This is a genomic window from Caballeronia sordidicola, assembly GCF_000729995.1.
GTDB classification, from domain to species: Bacteria; Pseudomonadota; Gammaproteobacteria; order Burkholderiales; family Burkholderiaceae; genus Caballeronia; species Caballeronia sordidicola_A.
Genome location: NZ_JNFG01000046.1, coordinates 1 through 22545, shown reverse-complemented (window position 1 = coordinate 22545; position 22545 = coordinate 1). Strand labels below are relative to the sequence as shown.

Sequence of the window (22545 nt, the reverse complement as noted above, 5' to 3'; positions counted from 1 at the left end):
ATAACGCTCCCGGAGGGTGATTTAGAGTGAAACGCCGGTAACCGCGCGTATTGTGCCTTTATAACGCTCGACGACCGTGTTTTCGTCGAATTCGCGCGTGACCTTGGCGCGGCCCGCCACGCCCATTTCAGCGCGCGCCGCGTAGCTCGACAGTAGCAAGCGTTCGAGTTGCTGCGCGAGGCTGTCGGCGTTTTTTACTTCGCACAGCAGGCCGGTGACGCCGTTTTCGACGACTTCGCGGCAGCCGGGGACATCGGTGGCGACAATCGGGCGACCCATTGCCGACGCCTCCATCAAGGTCCGCGGCACGCCTTCACGATACGACGGCAGCACCACGCAATCCGCATTGCCTATATACGCGCGGACATCTTGCGCCTCGCCGAGATAATCGATGACCCCTTCGCGCTGCCAGGCCTGCACTTCATCGAGCGTGATGGCGCTGGGGTTGTCGACACCCACGGGGCCGAGCAGTTGGAAGTGCGCATACGGATATTTTTCGCGCAGCCGGCGGGCTGCATCGACGTATTCCGCGACGCCTTTATCCCACAGTAGACGGCCAATTAAAACGAAAAAAAAGCCTTCCGTCTGCGGGTTGGCGCGCGGTAGCGGCTGGAATGCGTAGTCGCCGAGATCAACGCCTTCGCCATGCAGCAAACGCGCGCGCTCCGGATGAGCCAGCAGGTCCTGGTCGATGAACGCCTGCCGGTCGTCCTGGTTCAGGAACCACACTTCGCGCGGAAACCGGAACGCAAAACGATAAAGCCGCTTTGCGACGCTCGCCGTCCGGCTCTTCTGGATGAACACATAACCCAGGCCGGTGGTGACCGCGATGGACGGCACGCCCGCGAGTTTTGCCGCAATCGAACCGAAGATGTTCGGCTTGATCGTGTAGTGAAACACCAGGTGCGGCCGGGTGGCGCGGTACTCGCGATACAGCGCGGCCAGGGTCTTCAGGTCATCGCGGGGATTGGTGCCTTTCGACGCGACCGGCAGCTCCACGCAGCGGCAGCCCATTTTTTCCAGCGGCTCGAAAGTCCGGTCGCGCGGCGCGATTACGGAGACTTCGACGCCGCGTTCAATCAGCATCCGCAGCAAGCCGCGCCGGTAGGTGTAGATCGCCCACGCGGTGTTGCAGACGAGGGTTATGCGAAGGCGGGATTTCTCTGCGTTCATTCGATGGGTATTAAAGAGGGCGCTGAATCGGGGCTAGTTTCATGGGCTTAAACCAGTCATGCGCGAAACAGGCGCGTTTTCAACGTGCGCAGCGCGCCGTAAGGCAGTATCAAGTGCGCGATATTTTTAGCTATGCCAAGCCAGTCGGGCAGGTTGGTCAAACGCATGTATTTCAATTGCAGCCGCAGTGTAGACAGTGTTTGTGTACGGCGTTTCGTCGCGCTGATGCCGCGCTCGTTGAGTTCGTAATACACGCCGAACTCCGGCAGATTCGCGCAGTCGTGGTCTTGCATCAGACGCAAGATCAGGTCGAGGTCCTCGGCCGCGCGATATTCCGCGCGATAGTTGCCGGCTTCAATTGCGGCGGTGACGCGCAGCATTATCGTCGGATGGGAGAAGCAGGAGCGCAGCAGCATGACGCGGCGGATTGCGGCCGGTTCGACTGGCGGGCGAAGGTCGAACAGCGGCGCGCCCTCCGTGCTCACCACATGCGTCCACATGCCGAGCGCCGCCGTTTGCGGATGCGTTTCCATGTACGCGCGCTGCTTTTCCAGCCGATACGGTGTCGCGAGATCGCCCGCATCGATGCGCGCCGCGTATTTGACACCCCGCTCCGCCAGCGCGGCCACGCCCGTCTGCAACGCAAGTTCAATACCGCCATTGCGCGGCATCCGCAGCACGTCGATCGTGAGGTTCGTGAAGTTCGCCCCGGATGGCGCGACGATGGGCGGCAGGCTGCCGTCATCGACGATCAGCACGCGTACCGGCGCACGCTCGCAGAACGATGCGAGCGTGCGGTCCAGGTCGTGCTGGGCGTTGAACACCGGGATCAGCACGGTGACGTCGTCGAGCGTTAGAGAGGGCATTGACGTGGTGGATGAGTCGGCCGTCATACCTGCAGCCTGAAGCGTATGTAGTAGAAATTGACCGATGCCGCGGCGAGATACCCCGCCGCCAGCCCGATCAGCGCGCCGTAGCTGCCCATGCGCGGAATCGCGATCAAGTTCACCACGAAAGCGACCGCCAGCGCGAGCAGCCACTTCGCTAGCAACACGAATTTCGCCTGGTATTTAAGCACGACGAGATTCCCGATCGCTTCGATACCGGCCGGCACCGAAAGCCACACCGCCCAGCGGAAAATGCTGATGGATTCGGTATAAGCCGGCCCGAACACGCGCGAGATGATGAAACCGGCGAGCAGATCGAGCAGAAACGCGCCGCCGATCATCAGCGCGGCCGTCATCGCGATCAACCGGCCGACGTTGCGCTTCAGTTGCACTGCATCGTGCACGCGATACACGAACGCCGGGGCGATCGTCTGCGCGAGCATCAGCGCGAGCGTGATCCAGTTTTCGTTGAGTTGTTGCGCGGCGGAATATCGGCCGAGATCGGCGAACGAAATGTGGCGTTCTAGCATGAGCCGGTCCAGCTTCAGGAACAGGTACATACAAATGAGCCCGAGCCAGAACACCGTGCCGGCGCTGGCGAAGTGGCGGAACAGCGAGCGGTCGATGTGCCAGCCGAGCTTGCCACCGTGTCGATGCATGTAATACAGCATCAACACCCCGCCGATAACACCCGCTTCCAGCGCCCACAGCCAGCCGAAGCGCGCCGGGCTTGCCGCTGCGCGCACCAGCGCGTACACGAGCGCGGCTTTGGCCACGGCTGTCAGCATGCTGGTCAGCAATTGCGGCTTGCTGTACGTCATGCTTTGCAGCCACGCGTTGATGACGCCGACGAACGGCTCGCGGAACAGCATGGTCACGGCGAGGCCGGCGAGCATGGCGCCGACGAGGGGATCGGTGAAACCCGCTGCAATGCCGATCCATGTGAGGACGAGCGCCGCCGCGGAAACGCCCATGCGCAACACGAACGCGCTGCCGAGCACCGTGCCGAGCTGGCCTGGCGGGCGATTCACGATGGTCGGCACGAGGATTTCGGCGCCGCACACCCAGGTGATGGGCGAGAGCACGAGCAGCAGCGTGTTGGCGTATTGCCATTTGCCGAAGACATCGGGGCCGAAGTAGCGCGCGAGCAGTCCGCTGATGGCAATGGCGACCGCGATCTGCGTGAGGCGTTCGAGACCGAGCCAGACGATGTTCGCCAGCGCCTTGGTAACGTCGGGGTTCTTGATCCGGTTCAGCATCCGCGGGCGGCGCCTGACGTTGCGGTGGCTGTCGTGGCCATGATAGGCATGGCGCTTGCGGTGAAACAGCGGACCCGGCCGGCAGCGATCTTGGCGGCGATCCGTGCGGCGATCCTTAAGGCGATCCTGTCGGGAGCCGTCAACCTGGGTGCGGTTTCCCGCCATTCGGTGTGACGTTTGTACTTCGCGGTGAAAAAGCGTCCGGGCATTGGATTAGAATATTTGCGCAGGTCCGCGCGGAAAGACTGCGATTATAGGTGCGAACAGTCAGCGCAACTGCGTGGTTGACGTGTGGTTGATACTCGCTGAGCGGCCTTTGAAGAGGGGCCAGCGGGTTTGAGGCTACGCGAGTCGAATTTCTTTCGTTATTTTTCGTGCATCGTCCGGTATTGTTTCTGGCCGTTCGTGCGTTGGCCGAGTCAGGTCTTTTTATCGTTGGCCGCAGGTCTGTATCAAGGGGTCTCCGTGACCCGGGACGCTTCGGGATGCCCCGGAACCATTTAAATTATTAGTCAGGTAGCCATTCCATGAGCCAGTCACCGCAAGTACCAGTTACCCAGTCCATTTTCAAGGCTTACGACATTCGTGGCATCGTGGGCAAGACCGTCGATGCTGGCGTCGCGCGCGCCATTGGCCGCGCATTCGGCAGCGAGATCCGCAATCAGGGTGGCGACTCGGTCGTCGTGGCTCGTGACGGCCGGTTGTCGGGTCCGGAGCTTGTAGGCGCGCTTGCTGACGGCTTGCGTGAAGCCGGCGTGGACGTTGTCGACCTTGGCATGGTGCCGACGCCCGTGGGTTATTTCGGCGCCAGCGTGCCGATCGCGTTGCCTGAGGGCGAGCGCCGGGTGGATTCGTGCATTGTGGTGACGGGGAGCCACAACCCGCCCGACTACAACGGCTTCAAGATGGTGTTGCGTGGCGCCGCGATCTATGGCGACCAGATCCAGGCGTTGTATCAGCGCATTGTGAATGACGACTTCACGAGCGGCGCGGGCACGTACACCGAATACGATATCCAGCAGGTCTACCTTGACCGGATTGTCAGCGACATCAAGCCTGTGCGTCCGATCAAAATCGTGCTCGATGCGGGTAACGGCGTGGCTGGCGAACTTGCGCCGCGTTTGTTCAGGGCGTTGGGTTGCGAGATCGTCGAGTTGTTCACTGACATTGACGGGACGTTCCCGAATCACCATCCCGATCCGGCGCATGCGGAAAACCTGCAGGACGTGATCAAGGCGTTGAAGGAGACGGATGCGGAAATCGGTTTTGCCTTCGATGGCGACGGGGACCGTCTGGGAGTTGTCACGAAGGATGGCCAGATCATTTATCCGGATCGTCAGTTGATGTTGTTTGCGCAGGAAGTGTTGTCGCGCAACAAGGGTGGGCAGATCATTTATGACGTCAAGTGCACGCGCAATTTGGCTAAGTGGGTTCGTGACCAGGGCGGTGAGCCGGTGATGTGGAAGACGGGTCACTCGCTGGTGAAGGCGAAGCTACGGGAAACGGGTGCGCCGTTGGCGGGTGAGATGAGCGGTCACGTGTTTTTCAAGGATCGCTGGTATGGCTTTGATGATGGTCTGTATACCGGCGCGCGGCTGCTTGAAATTCTGTCGCGGGTGGCTGATCCGAGCAAGCTGCTCAATGATTTGCCGAATTCGTTGTCCACGCCCGAGTTGCAGCTGAAGCTGAATGAGGGTGAGAATTTTGAGCTTATCGCGAAGATGCAGAAGAATGCGAAGTTCACCGGCGCGGACGATGTGCTGACTATTGATGGGCTGCGGGTGGAGTATCCGGATGGTTTCGGGCTTGCGCGGTCGTCGAATACTACGCCGGTGGTGGTTATGCGGTTTGAAGCTGATAGTGAGGAAGCGCTCAAGCGGATTCAGGAAGATTTTCGTCGGGTGATTTTGGCGGAGAAGGCCGACGCCCAATTGCCGTTCTGATTTTTGCTCGCGCCGGTGGACCGAGAGGGTTTGCCGGTGCGGAGTGGTCTGGGGCGGTGTTGGGTGGTGTTGCGATGGTGGGGGTTTCGGGGGTTAGTGGTCGGGGTTCGTGCCGGGGCGCCAGGGTCCTGCGTTAGCGGTCGGAGTCAATGCCGGGTTGCTGCTTTCGGCCTTAGCGGTCTGCGTGATTCGGATTTTCTCTTTATCACTATTAGCCACTGTGCGTGGCGGCACGTCATTTCTTTGTCCAAAGCGACAAAGAAACGAAGCAAAGAAAACGCTTTCAGAACGAGGGCTCGTAAGTTGACCTAGCGTGCAGTTTCCAAGTTTTTGGCACCCCAAAAGCGAGGTGCTCGCAAGAGCGACGGATGTGTGAAACCCTCTTTCTCCGAACACGGATACCCACACGCTTCGCCACCAGTGACTGAACCTGCCCAAGGAACACCCCGCGCTATCCGCGGACGACCACCCACCGAATATGAACTCGCGCCGAACCACGTCGCCAACCCGCCTCGAAACAAGGCGCTCGGATAGATGAGGCCCTACCGACAAAAATAACCGCGCCGATCATGCCGACCAAGCAGCTAACCCACGAAGAGCCGCGGCAGCAGATACGCGTGAGGCCGAGCTGGTTGTTGGGCAAGCGTGCTTGCCCGAGAGCGTACGGGGCGAAGCGTGTGCGTGTAAGAATTCGCGAGAAGGAGGGGTTCAAACATCCGTCGTTCTGGCGAGCACCGTGCTTTTGGGGTGCCAAAAACGTGGAAACTGCACGCTAGGTCAACTTACGAGCCCTCGTTCTGAAAGCGTTTTCTTTGCTTCGTTTCTTTGTCGCTTTGGACAAAGAAATGACGTGCCGCCACGCACAGTGGCTAATAGTGATAAAGAAATTAGGCAACCTAAGCAGACCACTAACGCTGAAAGCAACAACCCGGCACTGACCCCGACCGCTAACGCAGGAACCTGGCATCGACCCCGACCGCAAACCCTGGAACCTGGCACTGACCCCAACGGCTAACCCCAGAACCTGGACCACCCCCCAAGTGCGAACGAAATGACAGTCAAACCTTGATCGACTACCTCATTCTCGGCGGTGGCTCGGCGGGCTGCGTGCTCGCCGCGCGCCTATCAGAAGACGCCGGCAAGACCGTTTGCCTGATCGAAGCCGGCCGACCCATTTCCGCGACCAGCATGCCCGCGGCTATCCGCAGCCGCTATCCAGGCCGTGCGTATCTCGACCCCACCAACATCTGGCAGCGCCTCACCGCCAGGATGAGCGGCGCATCCCAGCCGCGCCGCTATGAACAGGCACGCATCCTCGGCGGCGGCTCGGCCATCAACGCGCTGATGGCGAATCGCGGCGCCCCCGCCGACTACGACGAATGGGAAACGCTCGGCGCGCACGGCTGGAACTGGACCACCTGCCTACCCTACTTTCGCAAGCTCGAAACAGATGTCGACTTCGCCGGCGAACTGCACGGCGGGACCGGTCCGCTGCGCATCAAACGCACCGAGTGGCCGCGTATCTCGCCGTTCGTGCGCGCCGTGCTATCAACCCTTGAGCACCGCGGTCATCCTCGCCTCGATGATCAAAACGGTCCGTGGCAAGACGGAACCTTCGTCGGCGCAATTGCAGTCAGCGCCGCGGGTGAACGGATTCCAACCTCGGTCTGTTATCTCACGGATGCCGTACGCCAACGCCCCAACCTGACGATCAGGACCGGCGAGAGTGTGGACCGTGTACTGTTCTCCTGCACCCAGGCAATCGGCGCTTTACTCGGTTCAGGCGAGGCCGTGCACGCCGCCAACGTGATCGTGTGCGCGGGCGCAATCCATAGCCCCGCGATCCTGCTGCGCAGCGGCATCGGTCCAGCAGATAGCCTCGCTGCACTGCACATTCCACTGCTTGCGGACCGGCCTGGAGTGGGCGGCAATCTGATGGAACATCCGTCCATCGCCGTGTCCGCCTTTCTGCCGAAGTCCGCCCGTACGCCCTTCCCCGATGAACACCATGAGCAGGCCATCGTGCGCTTTTCGTCGGGGTTGGGAGGAACGGTTGAGGGCGACATGCACGGCGCGATCCTGTCGCGTTCGGGCTGGCATTCGATTGGCTATCGGCTGGGGACGATCTTCTTCTGGGTCAACAAATCGTACTCGCGCGGCAGAGTCACGCTGACATCGGCGAACCCGCTCGATGAACCCGCCGTCGAGTTCAACATGCTCTCCGACTTACGCGACCTGGACCGCCTGAAGCTTGCCATTCGCTTCGGTGCAGAGACGCTGGCGGCCCCCTCAATGGCTGCGCACCAAAGCGCCATCTTTCCATCGAGTTATTCCCCGCGAGTCGCGAAAGTAGCGGTGCCGGGAACTGCCAACGCGATTCAGCGCGGGGCGTTGAGCGCGCTGCTGGATTGGGCCGGGCCGTGGCGAAAGGGCTTGATTCACCGGCTGGTGACGCAAGGCGTTTCCCTCGATGGGCTGCTCGCCAACGACCACGCATTAACGCAGTTCGTCACGCATTCGGTCGGTGGCACATGGCACCCTTCGGGAACATGCAGGATGGGTTCCGCCGATGATCCGGCAGCCGTCACGGACTCGTCGGGCGCCGTCTACGGCGTGCAGAACCTGCGCGTCTGCGATGCCTCGCTGATGCCCTCCATTCCGTGCGCGAACACGAACGTACCGACCATCATGATCGCCGAGCGGATCGCCGACATGATCCACTCGGAAGCACGTCAGGCGCCGTAACCCACGATACCCTTGACCTCGAGAAATGCTTCGAGGCCCCATTCGCCATACTCGCGGCCATTGCCCGATTGTTTGTAGCCGCCGAACGGCGCGCCCGCATCCCACGCGGGATAGTTGAGATGGACGCTGCCCGCGCGCAAGCGGAACGCGACGCGCCGGGCACGCTCGAGATCCGCGGATTGCACATACGCGGCCAGGCCGAACACGCTGTCGTTTGCCATGGCGATGGCCTCTTCCTCATCGCGATACGGCAGGATAGCGAGCACCGGACCGAAGATTTCATCGCGCGCAATGGTCATGTCCGGGGTCACACCGGCGAATACGGTCGGCCGGACGAAGTAACCGCGTGTCAGTCCTTCAGGGCGGCCGGGGCCGCCGGTCACCACGCGCGCGCCCTCGTCCACGCCGGTTTGAATCAACCGCTGGATCCGCTCGAACTGCAACTCGCTGACCACGGGTCCCAGCGTGATGCCGGGCGCATCGGCGGGACCGACTACGTGGGCTTCAGCCGCCCGGCGTGCAATGGCCACCGCCTCCTCATGACGCGCGGCGGGCACGAACATGCGCGTGGGCGCATTGCACGACTGGCCGCTATTGCCGAAGCAAGCGTTGACGCCCGCGGTCACCGCAGCGTCGAGATCGGCGTCATCGAGAATCAGGTTCGCCGATTTACCGCCCAGTTCCTGATGCACTCGCTTGACTGTCGGCGCGGCCAGCGTGGCGATCTGGATACCTGCGCGCGTAGATCCCGTGAACGACACCATGTCCACATCGGGATGACTGCATAACGCTGCGCCAACCGTCGGGCCATCGCCGTTCACAAGATTGAAGACGCCCGGCGGAACGCCTGCCGCATCCAGTATCTCGGCGAAGAGAAGCGCGTTCAACGGCGACACTTCGCTAGGCTTGAGCACCATCGTGCAACCCGCTGCGATGGCAGGCGCAACCTTGCAGACAATCTGGTTGATCGGCCAGTTCCACGGCGTAATCAACGCGACAACGCCAATAGGCTCATGCGTAATGAGTGTCGTCCCTTTGCTTCTTTGCCAAGTGAATGCCTCGCAGGTTCGAATCAGTTCCTTCAGGTGCCGCGTGCCGAGTCCGGCTTGCCAACCATGCGCCAGTGCACGCGGCGCGCCTACTTCTCGCGAGATGATCCGCGCCATTTCGTCATAACGTTCACCGTAGGCTTCGAGTATCTTGCGGATCAATGCAAGCCGTTCGTCGGGCGTGGTCGATGAAAACGACGCGAACGCGTGGCGCGCTGCGGCGACTGCGCGGTCGACATCGGCGGGCGTGCCCATCGCGATCTCGGCAAAGACTTCCTCGGTTGAGGGATCGACGACCGGCAGGCGCGCGTGGCCCAGTGGCGCGACCCACTCGCCGCCTATATAAAACTGCAGTGCATGGCTCATTCTGGTCCCCGTCAAGTTTCGTTCAGGCGCGTGCGGATGACTTGCGGCTCACCACCACAATCATTACAAGGCATAGCGTCAGGGCAGTCAATATGGTACTGATCGCGGCAATGGTCGGATCGATTTCGTCGCGCAAGGTGACGAACATGCGGCGTGTAAGCGTCTGGTTCGAGCCGCCGGACACAAACAGCGCGACCACCGTTTCATCCAGCGCCTGGATGAATACAAACACCGCGCCGGAAGTCACGCTCGACTTGATCTGCGGCAGCGTGACCGTCATGAAACTGCGCAAGCGGTTCATGCCGAGACTGCGCGCAACCATCTCCTGGGTAGGGTCGAAGGTACGCAGGTCGGCACCTACGGAAATAAGCACATAAGGCAAACCGAGCATGGTGTCCGCGACAACCAAACCACCGAGGGTATTCACGTACCCCATCTGCGAGTACACGAAAAACACACCCACCGCGACAATGATAATAGGCACCATGAGCGGCAACATGAGCACGGTACGCAGATAACGAATGCTGCGATGCGTGCCGTTCTGGATCGCATAAGCGGCCGCCACCCCCAGCGGCGTGGCGATCAGCGCGGCGCTGGTCGACGCAATCAGCGTGGTTCGCGCAGCATCTATCCACGCCGGATTGCTGAAGAACGCGTGATACCAGCGCAGCGAGTAGCCGGGTGGCGGGAACGTCATGAAGCGCGTGTCGGAGAACGAAAGCGGCACGACGATCAGGATCGGCACCATCAGGAACACGAGGATCAGTACGACGCCAAAGCCGAGGACGACGCGGCCGAACGAAAGGGGCTTCATATCGTTCATGTGGGTTATTCCGCTCATTTCGCACCCAGGGTTTTTTCAAGCGGGACCACGCGGCTCGCCGCATAGAAGATGGCGAACACACAGACCAGCAGCACGACACTGACCGCACTCGCCGCGCCCCAGCTATTGTAGATTTCCACGTTGCGGCTCACGACCATGGACACCATGACCGACTTGCCGCCGCCCATCAGCTCGGGCGTAATGTAGAAGCCGAGGCACAGGATAAAGACAAGCGTAATGCCTGCCACCACCCCACTCATCGATAACGGCAGGAACACGCGCGTAAACACATGCAGCGGAGAGCCGCCGAGACTTGCGCCGGCTTGCGAGAGGTTCTGCGGGATTTTCTGCATCGCCGAATAGAGCGGCAGCACCATGAACGGCAACAGGATATGCACCATGGCGACCACCGTGCCGAGCTGGTTATAAGCGAGTTGCAACGGATGATCGATCAGGCCGCTTGCCATCAGCGCCTTGTTGACCACGCCTGTGCGCTGCAGCAACACGAGCCAGGCATAAGTACGCACCAGCACGCTGGTCCAGAACGGCAGGATGACCATGCCAAGTATCAGCGCACTGACCTTCGGCGGTACGGACGCCGCCAGATACGCCACCGGATACCCGAGCAGCAAGGTCATGACCGTCACGATCATGCTGAGCTTAAAAGTGAGCAAGAACGTGTCGAGGTACACGCCCGAGAACATGCGCCGGTAGTTCTCGAACGTGAAGCCGTGGTCCCAGATGGACTGCCACGAGAGCCATGCAAGCGGCACGACCAGCAGCAACACGATCACCAACAGCGCGGGCGTCATCAGCAGCAGCATCGTGCGATCTTCGCGGCGTTGATGCAGGATGGAAGGATCGGCAGGCGTTGCGTGCATTGCTGTCTGTCCTTGAAAGGTCTGTGCGGCGCCCCTCATCACGCCCCCACGGCATCGAGGAATTGATACCACGCGGCCACCAGGCGAACGGCCGGCGCACGCAGTGAATGGAAAGGCACCGGGTTCAAGCCGGACGCCGCAAGCAGCGAAAGCTCCGGCGTTTCGCCCAGTGCAAGCGCTGCCGCGTGCTGGCCGAGCAAACTCGCCATCGCGACCCCCGCCCCGTTATACCCGAGACAAAAAGTCGTCGTGTCGTCACTGCGGCCCACATGCGGCAGCGAGTTGAACGTCATGCCGACATAACCCGACCATTGGTACTCTACGCGCACGCCGGCCAGATCCGGAAAGAGCTCGACCATCGCACGCTGCAGCGCATCGAAGCCGGTCGTCTGCCCTTCCTTGCCAAACGCATCGCGACCGCCGAACAGCATGCGGCCGTCGACCTTGCGAAACCACTTCATCGTGCGCCGCGTCTCGGTATAGCTGCGGCGCTCGACCATCAGGCGGGCATCGAGTACGGCAGGCAAACGTTCCGTCGCGATCATCGCGCTGCGGAACGGCACCAGCTCGCGTTGATAAGCAGAGGTTGCGGGCGTCAGGTTCGAATAGGCATTCGTGCCGACGATCACCTGCTTCGCACGGACCGTGCCGTTCGGCGTGCGCAAGGTCACGCCGCCGCTGCCGTCTGCGCGGGTCATCTCGAGCACGGGCGTCGATTCGTAGATATCCACCTTGCGCCGCGTGAGGCCGGCGGCGATTCCACGCACGTATTCAAGCGGCAGGATGGTGCCCGCGTCCGTGCTGAGCACGCCGCCGACAAACGCCTTCGATCCCGTTTCATGCTCGACCTCGGCGCGCGATTGGACGGTCATCGTGGTGTCGCCGAGTTGTTGCTTCACCCACTCCGCCTCGGCGCGAATGGAGGCAAATGCGCGTTCGGTGTGGGCGCAGCGCAGGCTGCCGGTGTGTTCGAAACGGGCCTGGCCGAGCTTGAATTCATCGATGAACTGCTCGACCACGCGCACGCCGTCGTGGGCGAGGCGATGCATGGTCTTCGCGGTTTGAATGCCATGCAAGCGCTCGATCGCGGGGAACGACAAGCGGAACTTCGACGACACCACACCGCCATTGCGTCCGCTCGCACCCCAGCCGACCGGATTGGCATCGAGTACGACTGTTTGCACGCCGCGCTGTTGCAACGCATGCGCCGCTGATAATCCCGAGTAGCCCGCGCCGATCACCGCCACCTCGACAGAGATATCGCGATCGAGTGGCGCGCCCGTGCTGACGGGCGCGTCCGCTGAGGGCGCAGCCCCCGCCATGTCGACCCATAGCGAGGGCGCGCCCGGCCGGATCACCGTTTGCTTCATGCGGCGCGCGCTTCAGCTTCCACTGCGTCGGCGAGTGCGGCGAGTGTGGAGAAATTGAACGTCGGCGTGATGACGGCGCTGGGCGTGGGGGTCGCGCCGAAACCCTTCATGCCCTGACGACGCTCGATCCAGCAGGTCGCATAACCCAGCTCGGTCGCAACACCAATGTCGTGATACTGGCTTTGCGCCGTGTGCAAGATCTCGCTGAACTTATAGCCGAACGCTGCCTGACGGCCGCGGTTATACGCAAAGAATTGCGGGTCCGGCTTGGCGACGCCGGTTTCATCGGCACATACTGTGTCGTCGAACGGATCGCCTAGCGTGTGAGCGTAGGCCGACAACGCCACGCGGTCGGCGTTGGTCATGGCAACCAGCCGATAGTGCTTGCGCAGCCGCTTGAGCGCCGCCACCGAGTCTTCAAACGCGGGCCAGTCGAGCACGTCGCGCTGGAACGCAGCAGCGGTCTCGTCATCCGCGGCTAAGCCAAGTTCGTTGGCGAGCGACTGATAAACGCTTGCCATCGCCTGGCTGGAACGGCCGGGAAACGCCGCTCGGCCACGCATGTAGGGTTCGAAGATCTGGTCGTCAGTGAGATCTTTCGCCTTTGCGCCGCCCAGGCGCCGTACCGACGCCAGCACACCGCTTTCGAAATTGATTAGCGTGCCGACCACATCGAACGTCAGTACCTTGAAATCCTTCAGCTTCATGATTCGTAATCCTCTATAGTTTGTTTGAAACCTTCACTGTGTTGCCCGTCTTCACGGGCATACGACAGGCATACGACAATTCAGGCAGGAACGACGATGGTGTCCTGCGGATCGAGCAAGACCGTCATCTCGGCGCCGGGCGCGGGAATGCGTTGTCGTGCGTCGTGACTGCCGGGCTGCCTCAGGCTGATCGGCGTGCCGTCGGCGAGCGTGGCGAACACGCGCAAGCTCTCGCCCTGGTACAGCACCTCACTGACACGGCATACCAACTTGTTCGCGCCAGGCCTTTCATACCCGCCGTCGATCACCAGCTTTTCGGTCTGCACCGCCAGCAAAAGCTTCTCGCCGGGCGGCAAAGGATGTGCCGTTCGCAGAACAATACCGCCGAGCGTCACGGCGTTATCGCCGGCACGGGTCACGTCGAGCAACGTCGCCTCGCCGATGAAACTCGCCACGAACGCATCGCACGGGCGGTCGTAAAGGCGCTCCGGCGTATCGATCTGGACCAGCCGGCCATTGCGGAGCACGGCCACGCGGTCGCTCATGGTGAGCGCCTCGCGCTGGTCGTGGGTGACATAGACAATCGTCGCTTCCAGCTTCCTGTGCAAGCGGCGCAATTCGATCTGCATGGTCTCGCGCAACTGCTTGTCGAGCGCGGACAGCGGTTCGTCCATCAGGATCAGTTGCGGCTCGAAGACCATCGCCCGAGCGAGCGCCACGCGCTGACGCTGGCCGCCCGACAACTGGGCAACACCGCGGCTTTCATAACCGCTCAGCTCGACCATCGCCAGGGCATCCGACACCTTGCGAGCCCAGCCCGCTTTCGGCTGGCGCCGGGCGCGCAGAGGGAACGCGACGTTCTCGCCGACCGTCATATGCGGGAACAGCGCGTAGTTCTGGAACACGATGCCGATTTCGCGCTTGTGCGGCGGCGCGTATGTAATATCCCGCTCGCCTACCCACACCGCACCGGAACTCGGCTGGACGAAGCCACCCAGAATGCCGAGCAACGTGGTCTTGCCCGAGCCGGAGGGACCCAGCAGAGAAACGAATTCGCCGGGCGCAATATCAAGCGATACGTCGTCCAGCGCGACCACGGAACCGTAGCGCTTCGTGGCCGACCGGATCGATACACCTGCTTTCGCCCTTGCATCCATACCGTGTTTTCTCGCCCTGTCAGTCTTCGGTTGATCAAAATATACGGCGCGCTTTTATTGGCGGCAATTCCCGAATTGTTGGATCAGGCATAACATGAGGTCATGCCCAATCTACGCAAGAAACTGCCAAGCGCGAATGCGCTGTTCGTGTTTGAAGCTGCCGCGCGTTGCGGCAACTTTACCCGCGCGGCGCAGGAGCTGTACGTCAGCCAGCCCGCGGTTAGCCGGATGCTGGCGCGCATGGAAGACCATCTGGGCGTGCGTTTGTTCGAGCGCGTGCGCGGCGGCATCGAACTGACGGAGAACGGCCGGATCCTCTACCGGAAAATCTCCGAGGGCTTTAGCGGAATCGAAGGTGCGATCCGCGAGATCGAGGCGCGCGCAACGGGGGTGGAGTCGGTGACGTTATCGGTTTCGACCGCATTCACCACACACTGGCTGATGCCGCGCATGAACCGGCTCAACCAGGCATTTCCTTCTGTCGACCTGCGCTTTCAACTGATCTCCGGGCGCATTGGCGGACCGCTTGTCGACGTCGATCTTGGCATGCGCTTCATGACGCAGGACGAGATAGGTGCGAACAGCGTCCTGGTGATGCCTGAAGTCCTCCTGCCGGTGTGCAACCGCCACTATCACGAACAGGCGCTGCTGGATGAGGCCGCCACGCATGGAGACACCGTGATCGTCATGGACGATGGCGAGCGTGGCTGGCATGACCGCTTCAGCGCGTTTAGCGAACACAAACGGCGTGCGGCCAGCATGCTGAGCTTCAACGACTACGCGATCGTCGTGCAGGCTGCGCTGCTCGGGCAAGGAATCGCGCTTGGCTGGCTCAACGTCGTCTCGCACTGGCTGGCGGAAGGCGCGTTGCTGCCGGCCGAGCAGGAGTTGCTCGTGACCAGCAGGCGGTGTTGTCTGGTATCGCCAGAAAGCCGGCCGATGCGTCCGGTGGTCGAAGCGATCCGGGACTGGATTGTCGAGGAGACGCGTGCGGACATGCGCACCGTCGACCAGGCCTATCCCGCGCTTGGAATTCGCGATGCGCTAAAGGGTGCGGGGCTGGTGTTGGGATGATGCGGGTTAGGGCTAACCCGATAGATCCGATATGGGCCCGGCCCCGCTACTCGGGTCCTCGTTACCTTCATACAAATAATCTGGCTAAAGCGCTATTTTCAGCCTAGATTAGTATTATTTGCCTCCATCGCCGATGCCGAAACTGGTTAATCGGCAGCTGATTCGAACTCGCCCGACGTGTTGGGTTCTTATAACAATCGACCGTGGTCCATAGCCGCAATGGGCGAACGTGAAATCTCGTGAAATAATGAGTCAAGGTGGCAAAAAGGAAACGGCCCGGCAACACGCGCAGACAACATGTGATATTAAGAGCTATAAAAGCGGGTTGCCGCAAAAAATGCTTGCCGGTGAGGACAAGAAACTTGCTACCTGTTTCTTCTTGATGCTCACCGAAGACAAACCCAAGACAAACGCGAAATTCAAACGGGGCTTTATGGCATGACCACGGACAGCCGGTCAAACTTCTATTCCTTCAAGTTTTCGCGTACTGAGTCGATATAACTAAGGCGCGTGCAGTTTTCGTACGGACGGCAACTGCAATTTTCGCCACGTGCCCAGAATGTGCTGACCCCGCAGCGTCTTGATAGCGGTGTTCGCTATAACTAACCGGTATGACTTGCATGGCTGATTCTTCATCGCTTCCCAGGCATCTGTTTTACGTAGGCGATCCTTTGACGCTCGAACTTCGCTCGCTCCTGGATACACGCGGCTGGACGGTCAAATCCCTGGAACTGCACCGTGAGCCGGGGAATTTCTCATCGAAGCCCAGCGGGGGGTTACTCGATTTCTCGGCGCGAAACGTTGCAGCCAATCTGCGGCTGGCGGAAACCTGGCTATCGGTAAAGACTGTGGGCTGGCTGGCGCTCTTGTCGCCGGCGCAACTTGAAGATTCAACTATCAGGCGTCTCGTCCGGGATTTTTGCTTTGATTATGTAACGCTCCCTGCGTCGGGCGAGCGCATCTTGAACGCACTGGGCCACGCATACGGAATCGCTGCGTTGCATGACGGCGGCTCACGCGACCCGGTCAACGCGAAGAACGACAGCAACGCCGAAGGCGACATGATCGGCTCATGCGACGCCATGCTTGCGCTCTTTCGCGCGATCCGCAAAGTAGCCATGACCGATGCCCCCGTGTTCATCTCCGGCGAATCGGGAACGGGTAAGGAACTGACGGCGGCCGCCATTCACACGCGCTCGGTGCGGCGCAACGAACCGTTTGTGGCGATCAACTGCGGGGCCATCCCCGCTCATCTCTTGCAGTCCGAGTTATTTGGTTATGAACGCGGTGCGTTCACCGGCGCAAACCAGCGCAAGATAGGGCGCGTTGAAGCGGCGAACGGCGGCACGCTGTTCCTCGATGAGATAGGCGACTTGCCGCTAGAGAGCCAGGCGAGCCTGTTGCGCTTTCTTCAGGAGCGCAAGATCGAGCGCCTGGGCGGCCATGAGTCCACGGCCGTGGACGTACGCATTGTTTCGGCCACTCACGTGGACATGCAGACGGCCATGGTTGAAGGCCGGTTTCGCTCTGACCTTTACCATCGGTTGTGCGTGCTGCAGATCGACGAGCCGCCGTTGCGGGCACGGGGCAAGGACATTGAATTGCTGGCCCGGCACATGCTGGAGCGATTCGAGAAAGACGCTAGCCGGCGCATACGCGGTTTCGCTCCTGACGCCATCGCCGCGATCCATAACTATAGCTGGCCTGGCAATGTGCGAGAGCTGATCAACCGCGTCCGGCGCGCGATTGTAATGACCGAAGGCCGCCTGATCGGCGCGCATGATCTCGAACTCGGCGAGTTTGCCGAGTGCGTGCCCATGTCCCTTGCGCAGGCGCGCGAAGTGGGAGAGCGGCAGGCAATCGAAATGGCCTTGCTGAGAAATCGCGGACGCGTCGGCGACGCGGCGCGCGAACTCGGTGTATCCCGGGTGACCCTGTACCGGATCCTGTCCGCCTACAACATGCGGGATGCAGAGACACCATCGGGTCTCGACCAGGACTAGCTCCTGTTGCGGCGCAATACGGTTGATACGGTTGCGCCGCACGCGGATCCTCGATTCGCCTGCGTATTCGCCTGTGTTTTCACCTGTATGCCAGGCGCGGCCCGGAACGCGATTTTTTTAGCCCACCGACACCCTCTATTTTTCACCCGCCTTGTTCTCCTGCCGCAGACTTTCGCTCTGCAGGAAATCAAAGTCCACCCCCTCATCCGCTTGCGTCACCGTCTGCAAAAACAGCTTTCTGTAACCACGTCCTGCGGTCGGACGAACCACAGGGTTGTCGAGCGCACGCTGATGCAATTCAGCTTCCGGGACAAGCAGCGCAATCTCCCGGTTGATCACGCTCAAACGAATCCGGTCCCCGTTGCGGACATGGGCAAGGGGGCCGCCGATCGCTGCTTCCGGCGTGACGTGCAGAACAATCGTGCCGAACGCGGTGCCGCTCATGCGGCCATCGGAGATCCGAACCATGTCCTTGACGCCCGCTCGCGCCAGCTTGCGTGGAATGGGGATGTAACCCGCTTCGGGCATCCCCGGTGCACCGACAGGGCCAATGTTCTTCAGCACAAGAACGTCTTGCGCGGTGACGTCGAGCGCTTCGTCGTCGATACGGCTAATCATGTCCTTGAGATCGTCGAATACGACCGCGCGCCCCTCATGTTCCATCAACGCCGGATCGGCAGCCGATTGCTTGATGATCGCGCCACCCGGCGCGAGATTGCCGCGCAATACCGCCAGGCCGCCTTGCGGATAGATCGGATCACTAAATGAACGTACAACGTCCTGATGATATCCGGGTCCGCCAAGCTCGATCTCCTCTCCAAGCGTGCGCCCGGTGACGGTCAGCGCGTCCAGATGGAGCAACGGCTTGAGTTCGCGCAGCAACGTAGCCATGCCGCCCGCCTTGTGGAAGTCTTCCATGTAGTGCTGGCCAGTCGGTTTCAGGTCCAGCAGTACGGGCGTTTCCTTGCCCATCCTGTCGAGCGTGTCCAGATCGATCCGATGCCCCAGTCGTCCGGCGATCGCAGTCAGATGAACGATCGCATTCGTCGAGCCGCCAATGGCCAGCAGCACGCGCATCGCATTTTCGAAGGCTTTTGCGGTGAGAATCTTGTCGATGGTGAGACCGTCGAGCGCCATCCGAACCGCTTGCGCGCCCGTTTCTTCCGCCACGCGAATCCGGTCGGCCGTCACTGCAGGAGGCGACGCGCCGCCGGGAACCGTCATGCCCAACGCTTCCGCGATACAGGCCATGGTGCTCGCGGTGCCCATCACCGAACATGTTCCCACGCTCGCGACCAGCTGGTTGTTGACGTCGGCGACCTCTTCCTCGTCGATCTCGGTCGCGCGGAACCTCGCCCAGTAGCGACGGCAATCGGTGCATGCGCCCACGCGTTCGCCACGGTGCGAGCCGGTCAGCATGGAACCGGTGATGAGCTGGATGGCAGGCGTGCCGGCGGACGCTGCGCCCATCAATTGCGCGGGCACGGTCTTGTCGCAACCGCCTATGAGAACGACCGCATCCATGGGCTGCGCGCGAATCATTTCCTCGGTATCCATCGACATAAGATTGCGCAGGTACATGGATGTAGGCGACGCAAAGCTTTCGTGAATGGAGATGGTCGGGAAGTCCATCGGCAAGCCGCCGCCAAGCATCACACCGCGCTTCACCGCTTCAATCAGTTGCGGCATGTTGCCGTGGCACGGGTTATAGGCACTCCCCGTATTGACGATACCGATCACCGGCCGGTTCAGGGCCTTGTCGGTATAACCGGCGCCCTTGATGAAAGCCTTGCGCAAGAACAGCGAAAAGTCCTGGTCGCCGTACGAGGTCAGGCCTCGTTTCATGCCGGTCGCAGGGGCCGGGGCTTGCTGCTTACCATGCTTGTCATCCGGCTTGTCGGATTGATCGGTCATTGGGGAATACCCTATTCAATAAATGATGTATCGCGCCTTGGCATCGGTTGGATTCCAGTTTGCCAAGGCAGCGTGAGCGTCTATGGAGTCTATTGCGATGCTCCCGGCATAGTGAAGCTGACTGCCGTCAACTGTTCGATCAGGCGCGCCGCCGCCATCGCGGTCCGAGTGCTCGAGCGGTGGACGTACTGTGCACCATTGATCATCGTTTAGCCAATGAGCGATCGCGTGTTTCATGGCGGGAATCATCGGCAACGCCTCGAATATCCTGCGGATCGGCGGCGCCGGACGAAGCAGTGCTCAACGCGATTCCCACCCGCAATGCGCGCGCGTTATACGGCTTGCCACCAGCCTCTTAGCGCGGCGCAAAGCGGCCCACGAGCATCGCGCGTTTCCATCCAAAGCCTGCTACTTTCCGATATTCAAAACCCGCTTGCAACAGCGCGCGTTTCACATCGCCGGCGCTGGTGTAGGTGGAAAACGTCGCGTCGTCTACTGCCAGGGCGGCGAGTGAATTGAAGATCGCCGGCGTCCAAAGTTCAGGATTTTTCGCCGGCGCAAAACCATCGAGATAAAACGCGTCGACGCGCAATTGCAGGGTGGGCAGGATATCCACTGCGTCGCCGAATATAAGCGTCAGCGTGACGCTGCCATCGTCGAAATCGAGTTGATGCGTGCCCGGTTCCATTGCCGGCCACGCTGCGATGAGCGCGTCCGCCAGTGCAAGGGCCGACGCATCGTCCACGGTCACCGCGTAGGCACGACCCAGATCGTCCGCCGAAAACGGGTGCTTTTCGATCGATACAAAATGCAGCCGTTCGCCGCGTTCGGGGTCCGCGCCCCACGCGGCCCAGGTCGTCAGGAAGTTGATGCCCATGCCGAAACCGGTTTCGAGCACGGTGAACGTTTGACGGCCTTGCCATCGTCCGGGCAAGCCGTTGCCCTGCAAAAACACATGGTGCGACTGTGCAAGACTGCCCACTATGCTGTGATAGATATCGCCGTATTCGGGCGAATACGGCGACCCATTCGGGCGGAATGCAAGCGTGGCGGGAATCAGCGGATCGGTCATGCGGGTCGGATGTCAGGGAGGGAACGCGGCGAACCAAGTTCGAAAGGCCACGGTCGCGTCATTGTCGCGCGGACCCGTGAAGGTTCAGCACGTTAGCAAAAATGGCGGGCCTAAGGCGGAAAATGCTCTGAAGAAAAACCTCCTTCCGGCTCGATGCTCAATCGCGATTTATCCGGCAAGCGGCAAAGTATCCCCGTTCTGCCATGAAGACACGCTAAGATAAATCGAGTGGTTCCGGTTTGGTCGGGCCGCGTAGGCCGAGCCGCGTAGGCCGGGCTGCGTTAGGACGGGCCGCGTAGGCCGGGCCGCGTTCGTGCGTGATTTTCTTTGACAGGAGAACAAGATGGCAGCCAAGAAGATCTTATTTCTGACCGGCGATTTTGCGGAAGATTATGAAACGATGGTGCCATTCCAGGCGCTGCAAATGGTCGGCCATACAGTGCACGCCGTATGCCCTGGAAAGAAGAGCGGCGACAAGATCAAGACCGCGATTCACGACTTCGAGGGCGACCAGACCTACACTGAAAAGCCGGGACATCTGTTCGCGCTGAATGCAAATTTCGACGACGTCGATGTCACCCACTACGACGCGCTGATGATCGCCGGCGGCCGTGCACCGGAATACCTGCGGCTGAACGAACGGGTAATCGAAATCGTACGGCAATTCGCTGCTGCTGAAAAACCGATCGCAGCCGTCTGTCACGGCGCGCAGTTGCTGGCAGCCGCCGATGTGATTCGCGGCAAGCGGATTTCGGCCTACCCCGCTTGCGCACCGGAAGTCCGGTTGGCCGGCGCAGACTATGCGGACATCGAGGTGGACAGCGCGGTCACAGACGGCAATTTCATCACGGCCCCGGCGTGGCCCGCTCATCCGCAGTGGCTCGGTCAGTTCCTCGCACGGCTTGGAACTGAAATCTCGCTCTGAACGATTGCTGCAGTTGCGGCGGTGGACGCTTCCGGGGCCTGATTAGAGGGCTTTGAGAGCGTCCGTGGTGTGCAGATGTCATCTTGGTTAACCCCGCTATTTGTCGACGTCTGACTGCCGTTTCGGGGCGATTATGGGCGTCGACAGGCGTCGCAATTGCCTGAGGATTGCCTTCCCGCCCCGGCTTGCAGAACGCCGGGCGCGGCGGGCTGCTAGAATTGACGTTTTACTTGCCTGGTCATGTGCTATGGGCTTTGAACAGCTCGCTGTATTGAAACAACAACTCGAGAAAGAAAAACAGGCGAAACGCGCGCAATCCAAGCCCGTGGCGAAGCCTGCGCACAAGCCTGCCTCGAAGCCCGCCTCGAAGCCGACCGCCAAGCCGATCTCGAAGCAGGCCTCCGCGCCTGACTCGAAACCCGTTGCCAAGCCGCCGCGCCATCCCCGGCCCGCGGCGCGGCCGGCTGCTCCTGCTCCGGTCGCTGTCAGGTCGAAACCCGTGGACCCCGTCGTCTTGACCATCGGAAAACTGCAAAAACGGTTCCCGAAAGCGTTCCCGAAAAATCCGTCGCCCAAGGTGCCGCTGAAGATTGGAATTTTCGAAGATCTTCTCGCCCATGCCACGGAACTCGCGCTGAGCGAGACGGAATTGCGCGCCGCGATCAAGATCTGGTGCCGTGGCAGCCGTTACTGGACGTCCATGGTTGAAGGCGCAATCCGGGTTGACCTCTCCGGAGAGGAAGCCGGACGGGTGTCGCCTGAAGACGGCGTCCGCGCGACCAAGCTCGAAGAAGGTCGTCTGGCGAGAGTCGCGTCGAAGGCAGCTGCTCCCGAAAAGACGGCAGTTCCTGAGAGCGCGGCGGCGGTCGAGAACGCACCGGTTGCTGAGAACGCACCGGTCGCTGAAAAGGTAGCCGTTCCGGATTCCGAGAACGTTGCCGATTAATAGTATGTGAGAACAGGAGGTTTGCGGCTGTTCCGCAGCCTCCTTTCCACCCACTACGCTACAGCTAGTTGGTGGGCACAGCACGAGCACTTCGACCGGCCCCACACGGAAACAGAAGCGTTGCCCCAACGGTTTGGGCAATGTTGTTGCGTCCGTACGTTTCTCCATATTGTCCAGATAACCCGGGCCGAGATGCGCTGGGGCGCCCGCGCCGCTTGGTTAACTCTAGCGCCGCGCGTACGGTCTCCGAG

At 61.0% G+C, this 22545-nt stretch carries 17 protein-coding genes and 1 pseudogene; 7 read left to right on the top strand and 11 right to left on the bottom strand.

Going from position 1 to position 22545, the window contains the following annotated elements; translation table 11 throughout:
* Positions 1 to 21: 21 nt before the first annotated feature.
* Genes FH08_RS0130875 through FH08_RS0130865 form a run of 3 tightly spaced genes read right to left on the bottom strand, consistent with a single transcriptional unit; the run spans position 22 to position 3319 of the window.
* The gene (locus tag FH08_RS0130875; RefSeq protein WP_031362062.1) at positions 22 to 1173 is read right to left on the bottom strand and encodes a glycosyltransferase family 4 protein; all 1152 of its coding nucleotides are present in this window, start codon (positions 1171 to 1173) and stop codon (positions 22 to 24) included.
* Positions 1174 to 1229: 56 nt separating this feature from the next.
* A complete protein-coding gene (locus FH08_RS0130870) occupies positions 1230 to 2066 on the bottom strand; it encodes a glycosyltransferase (RefSeq protein ID WP_031362061.1) in 837 nt (278 codons plus the stop codon).
* Complete coding sequence (locus tag FH08_RS0130865) at positions 2063 to 3319, bottom strand: oligosaccharide flippase family protein (RefSeq protein WP_031362060.1); 1257 nt, start codon at positions 3317 to 3319, stop codon at positions 2063 to 2065. Before FH08_RS0130865 ends, FH08_RS0130870 begins: the two co-directional genes overlap by 4 nt.
* 527 nt (positions 3320 to 3846) lie before the next feature.
* On the opposite strand from FH08_RS0130865, the gene FH08_RS0130855 reads away from it, so the two are divergent.
* Both FH08_RS0130855 and FH08_RS0130850 read left to right on the top strand, forming a co-directional pair.
* Entirely contained in the window at positions 3847 to 5262 is a 1416-nt protein-coding gene (locus FH08_RS0130855; RefSeq protein ID WP_031362059.1) for a phosphomannomutase/phosphoglucomutase, read from the top strand.
* A 1065-nt stretch (positions 5263 to 6327) separates the two neighbouring features.
* Positions 6328 to 8007: a GMC family oxidoreductase gene (locus FH08_RS0130850; RefSeq protein ID WP_031362058.1), complete on the top strand. Its 1680-nt coding sequence runs from the start codon at positions 6328 to 6330 to the stop codon at positions 8005 to 8007.
* On the opposite strand, the gene FH08_RS0130845 is transcribed toward FH08_RS0130850, so the two are convergent.
* From FH08_RS0130845 to FH08_RS0130820, 6 genes are all read right to left on the bottom strand, one after another.
* On the bottom strand, positions 7995 to 9422 hold the full coding sequence (locus FH08_RS0130845; protein WP_031362057.1) for an aldehyde dehydrogenase family protein: 1428 nt from the start codon (positions 9420 to 9422) through the stop codon (positions 7995 to 7997). The genes FH08_RS0130850 and FH08_RS0130845 overlap by 13 nt on opposite strands.
* A 22-nt stretch (positions 9423 to 9444) precedes the next feature.
* A complete protein-coding gene (locus FH08_RS0130840; RefSeq protein WP_031362056.1) occupies positions 9445 to 10236 on the bottom strand; it encodes an ABC transporter permease in 792 nt (263 codons plus the stop codon).
* A gap of 23 nt (positions 10237 to 10259) precedes the next feature.
* Positions 10260 to 11126 (bottom strand): ABC transporter permease, encoded by an 867-nt coding sequence (locus tag FH08_RS0130835; RefSeq protein ID WP_031362055.1) that lies wholly within the window; start codon positions 11124 to 11126, stop codon positions 10260 to 10262.
* A gap of 38 nt (positions 11127 to 11164) precedes the next feature.
* A complete protein-coding gene (locus FH08_RS0130830) occupies positions 11165 to 12496 on the bottom strand; it encodes an NAD(P)/FAD-dependent oxidoreductase (protein ID WP_031362054.1) in 1332 nt (443 codons plus the stop codon).
* Positions 12493 to 13203: an HAD-IA family hydrolase gene (locus tag FH08_RS0130825; RefSeq protein WP_031362053.1), complete on the bottom strand. Its 711-nt coding sequence runs from the start codon at positions 13201 to 13203 to the stop codon at positions 12493 to 12495. The genes FH08_RS0130830 and FH08_RS0130825 overlap by 4 nt, the downstream gene beginning before the upstream one ends.
* Positions 13204 to 13283: 80 nt before the next feature.
* On the bottom strand, positions 13284 to 14360 hold the full coding sequence (locus tag FH08_RS0130820) for an ABC transporter ATP-binding protein (protein ID WP_031362052.1): 1077 nt from the start codon (positions 14358 to 14360) through the stop codon (positions 13284 to 13286).
* Positions 14361 to 14462: 102 nt separating this feature from the next.
* Here FH08_RS0130820 and FH08_RS0130815 point away from each other — a divergent pair, with 102 nt between their 5' ends.
* The 3 genes from FH08_RS0130815 (at position 14463) to FH08_RS0130805 (ending at position 17437) form a co-directional block, all read left to right on the top strand.
* Positions 14463 to 15434 carry a LysR substrate-binding domain-containing protein gene (locus FH08_RS0130815; RefSeq protein ID WP_031362051.1) on the top strand — a complete coding sequence of 324 codons (972 nt, stop codon included), beginning with the start codon at positions 14463 to 14465 and terminating at the stop codon, positions 15432 to 15434.
* A 229-nt stretch (positions 15435 to 15663) separates the two neighbouring features.
* Positions 15664 to 15876 (top strand): hypothetical protein, encoded by a 213-nt coding sequence (locus FH08_RS0130810; protein WP_152602960.1) that lies wholly within the window; start codon positions 15664 to 15666, stop codon positions 15874 to 15876.
* 178 nt (positions 15877 to 16054) lie between these two features.
* Complete coding sequence (locus FH08_RS0130805; RefSeq protein WP_081889629.1) at positions 16055 to 17437, top strand: sigma-54 dependent transcriptional regulator; 1383 nt, start codon at positions 16055 to 16057, stop codon at positions 17435 to 17437.
* A gap of 135 nt (positions 17438 to 17572) precedes the next feature.
* On the opposite strand, the gene FH08_RS0130800 is transcribed toward FH08_RS0130805, so the two are convergent.
* Together FH08_RS0130800 and mnmD are read right to left on the bottom strand one after the other, a co-directional pair.
* Positions 17573 to 19351, bottom strand: a complete 1779-nt coding sequence (locus FH08_RS0130800) for an IlvD/Edd family dehydratase (protein ID WP_031362048.1) — start codon at positions 19349 to 19351, stop codon at positions 17573 to 17575.
* A gap of 358 nt (positions 19352 to 19709) precedes the next feature.
* A pseudogene (gene mnmD, locus FH08_RS0130790) lies at positions 19710 to 20423 on the bottom strand (tRNA (5-methylaminomethyl-2-thiouridine)(34)-methyltransferase MnmD); the annotation flags it as partial.
* Between the two features lie 343 nt (positions 20424 to 20766).
* Here mnmD and FH08_RS0130785 point away from each other — a divergent pair.
* Entirely contained in the window at positions 20767 to 21348 is a 582-nt protein-coding gene (locus tag FH08_RS0130785; RefSeq protein WP_031362046.1) for a DJ-1/PfpI family protein, read from the top strand.
* A 247-nt stretch (positions 21349 to 21595) separates the two neighbouring features.
* Positions 21596 to 22294 carry a ProQ/FinO family protein gene (locus tag FH08_RS54055; protein WP_063771246.1) on the top strand — a complete coding sequence of 233 codons (699 nt, stop codon included), beginning with the start codon at positions 21596 to 21598 and terminating at the stop codon, positions 22292 to 22294.
* The last annotated feature ends 251 nt before the right edge of the window (positions 22295 to 22545 follow it).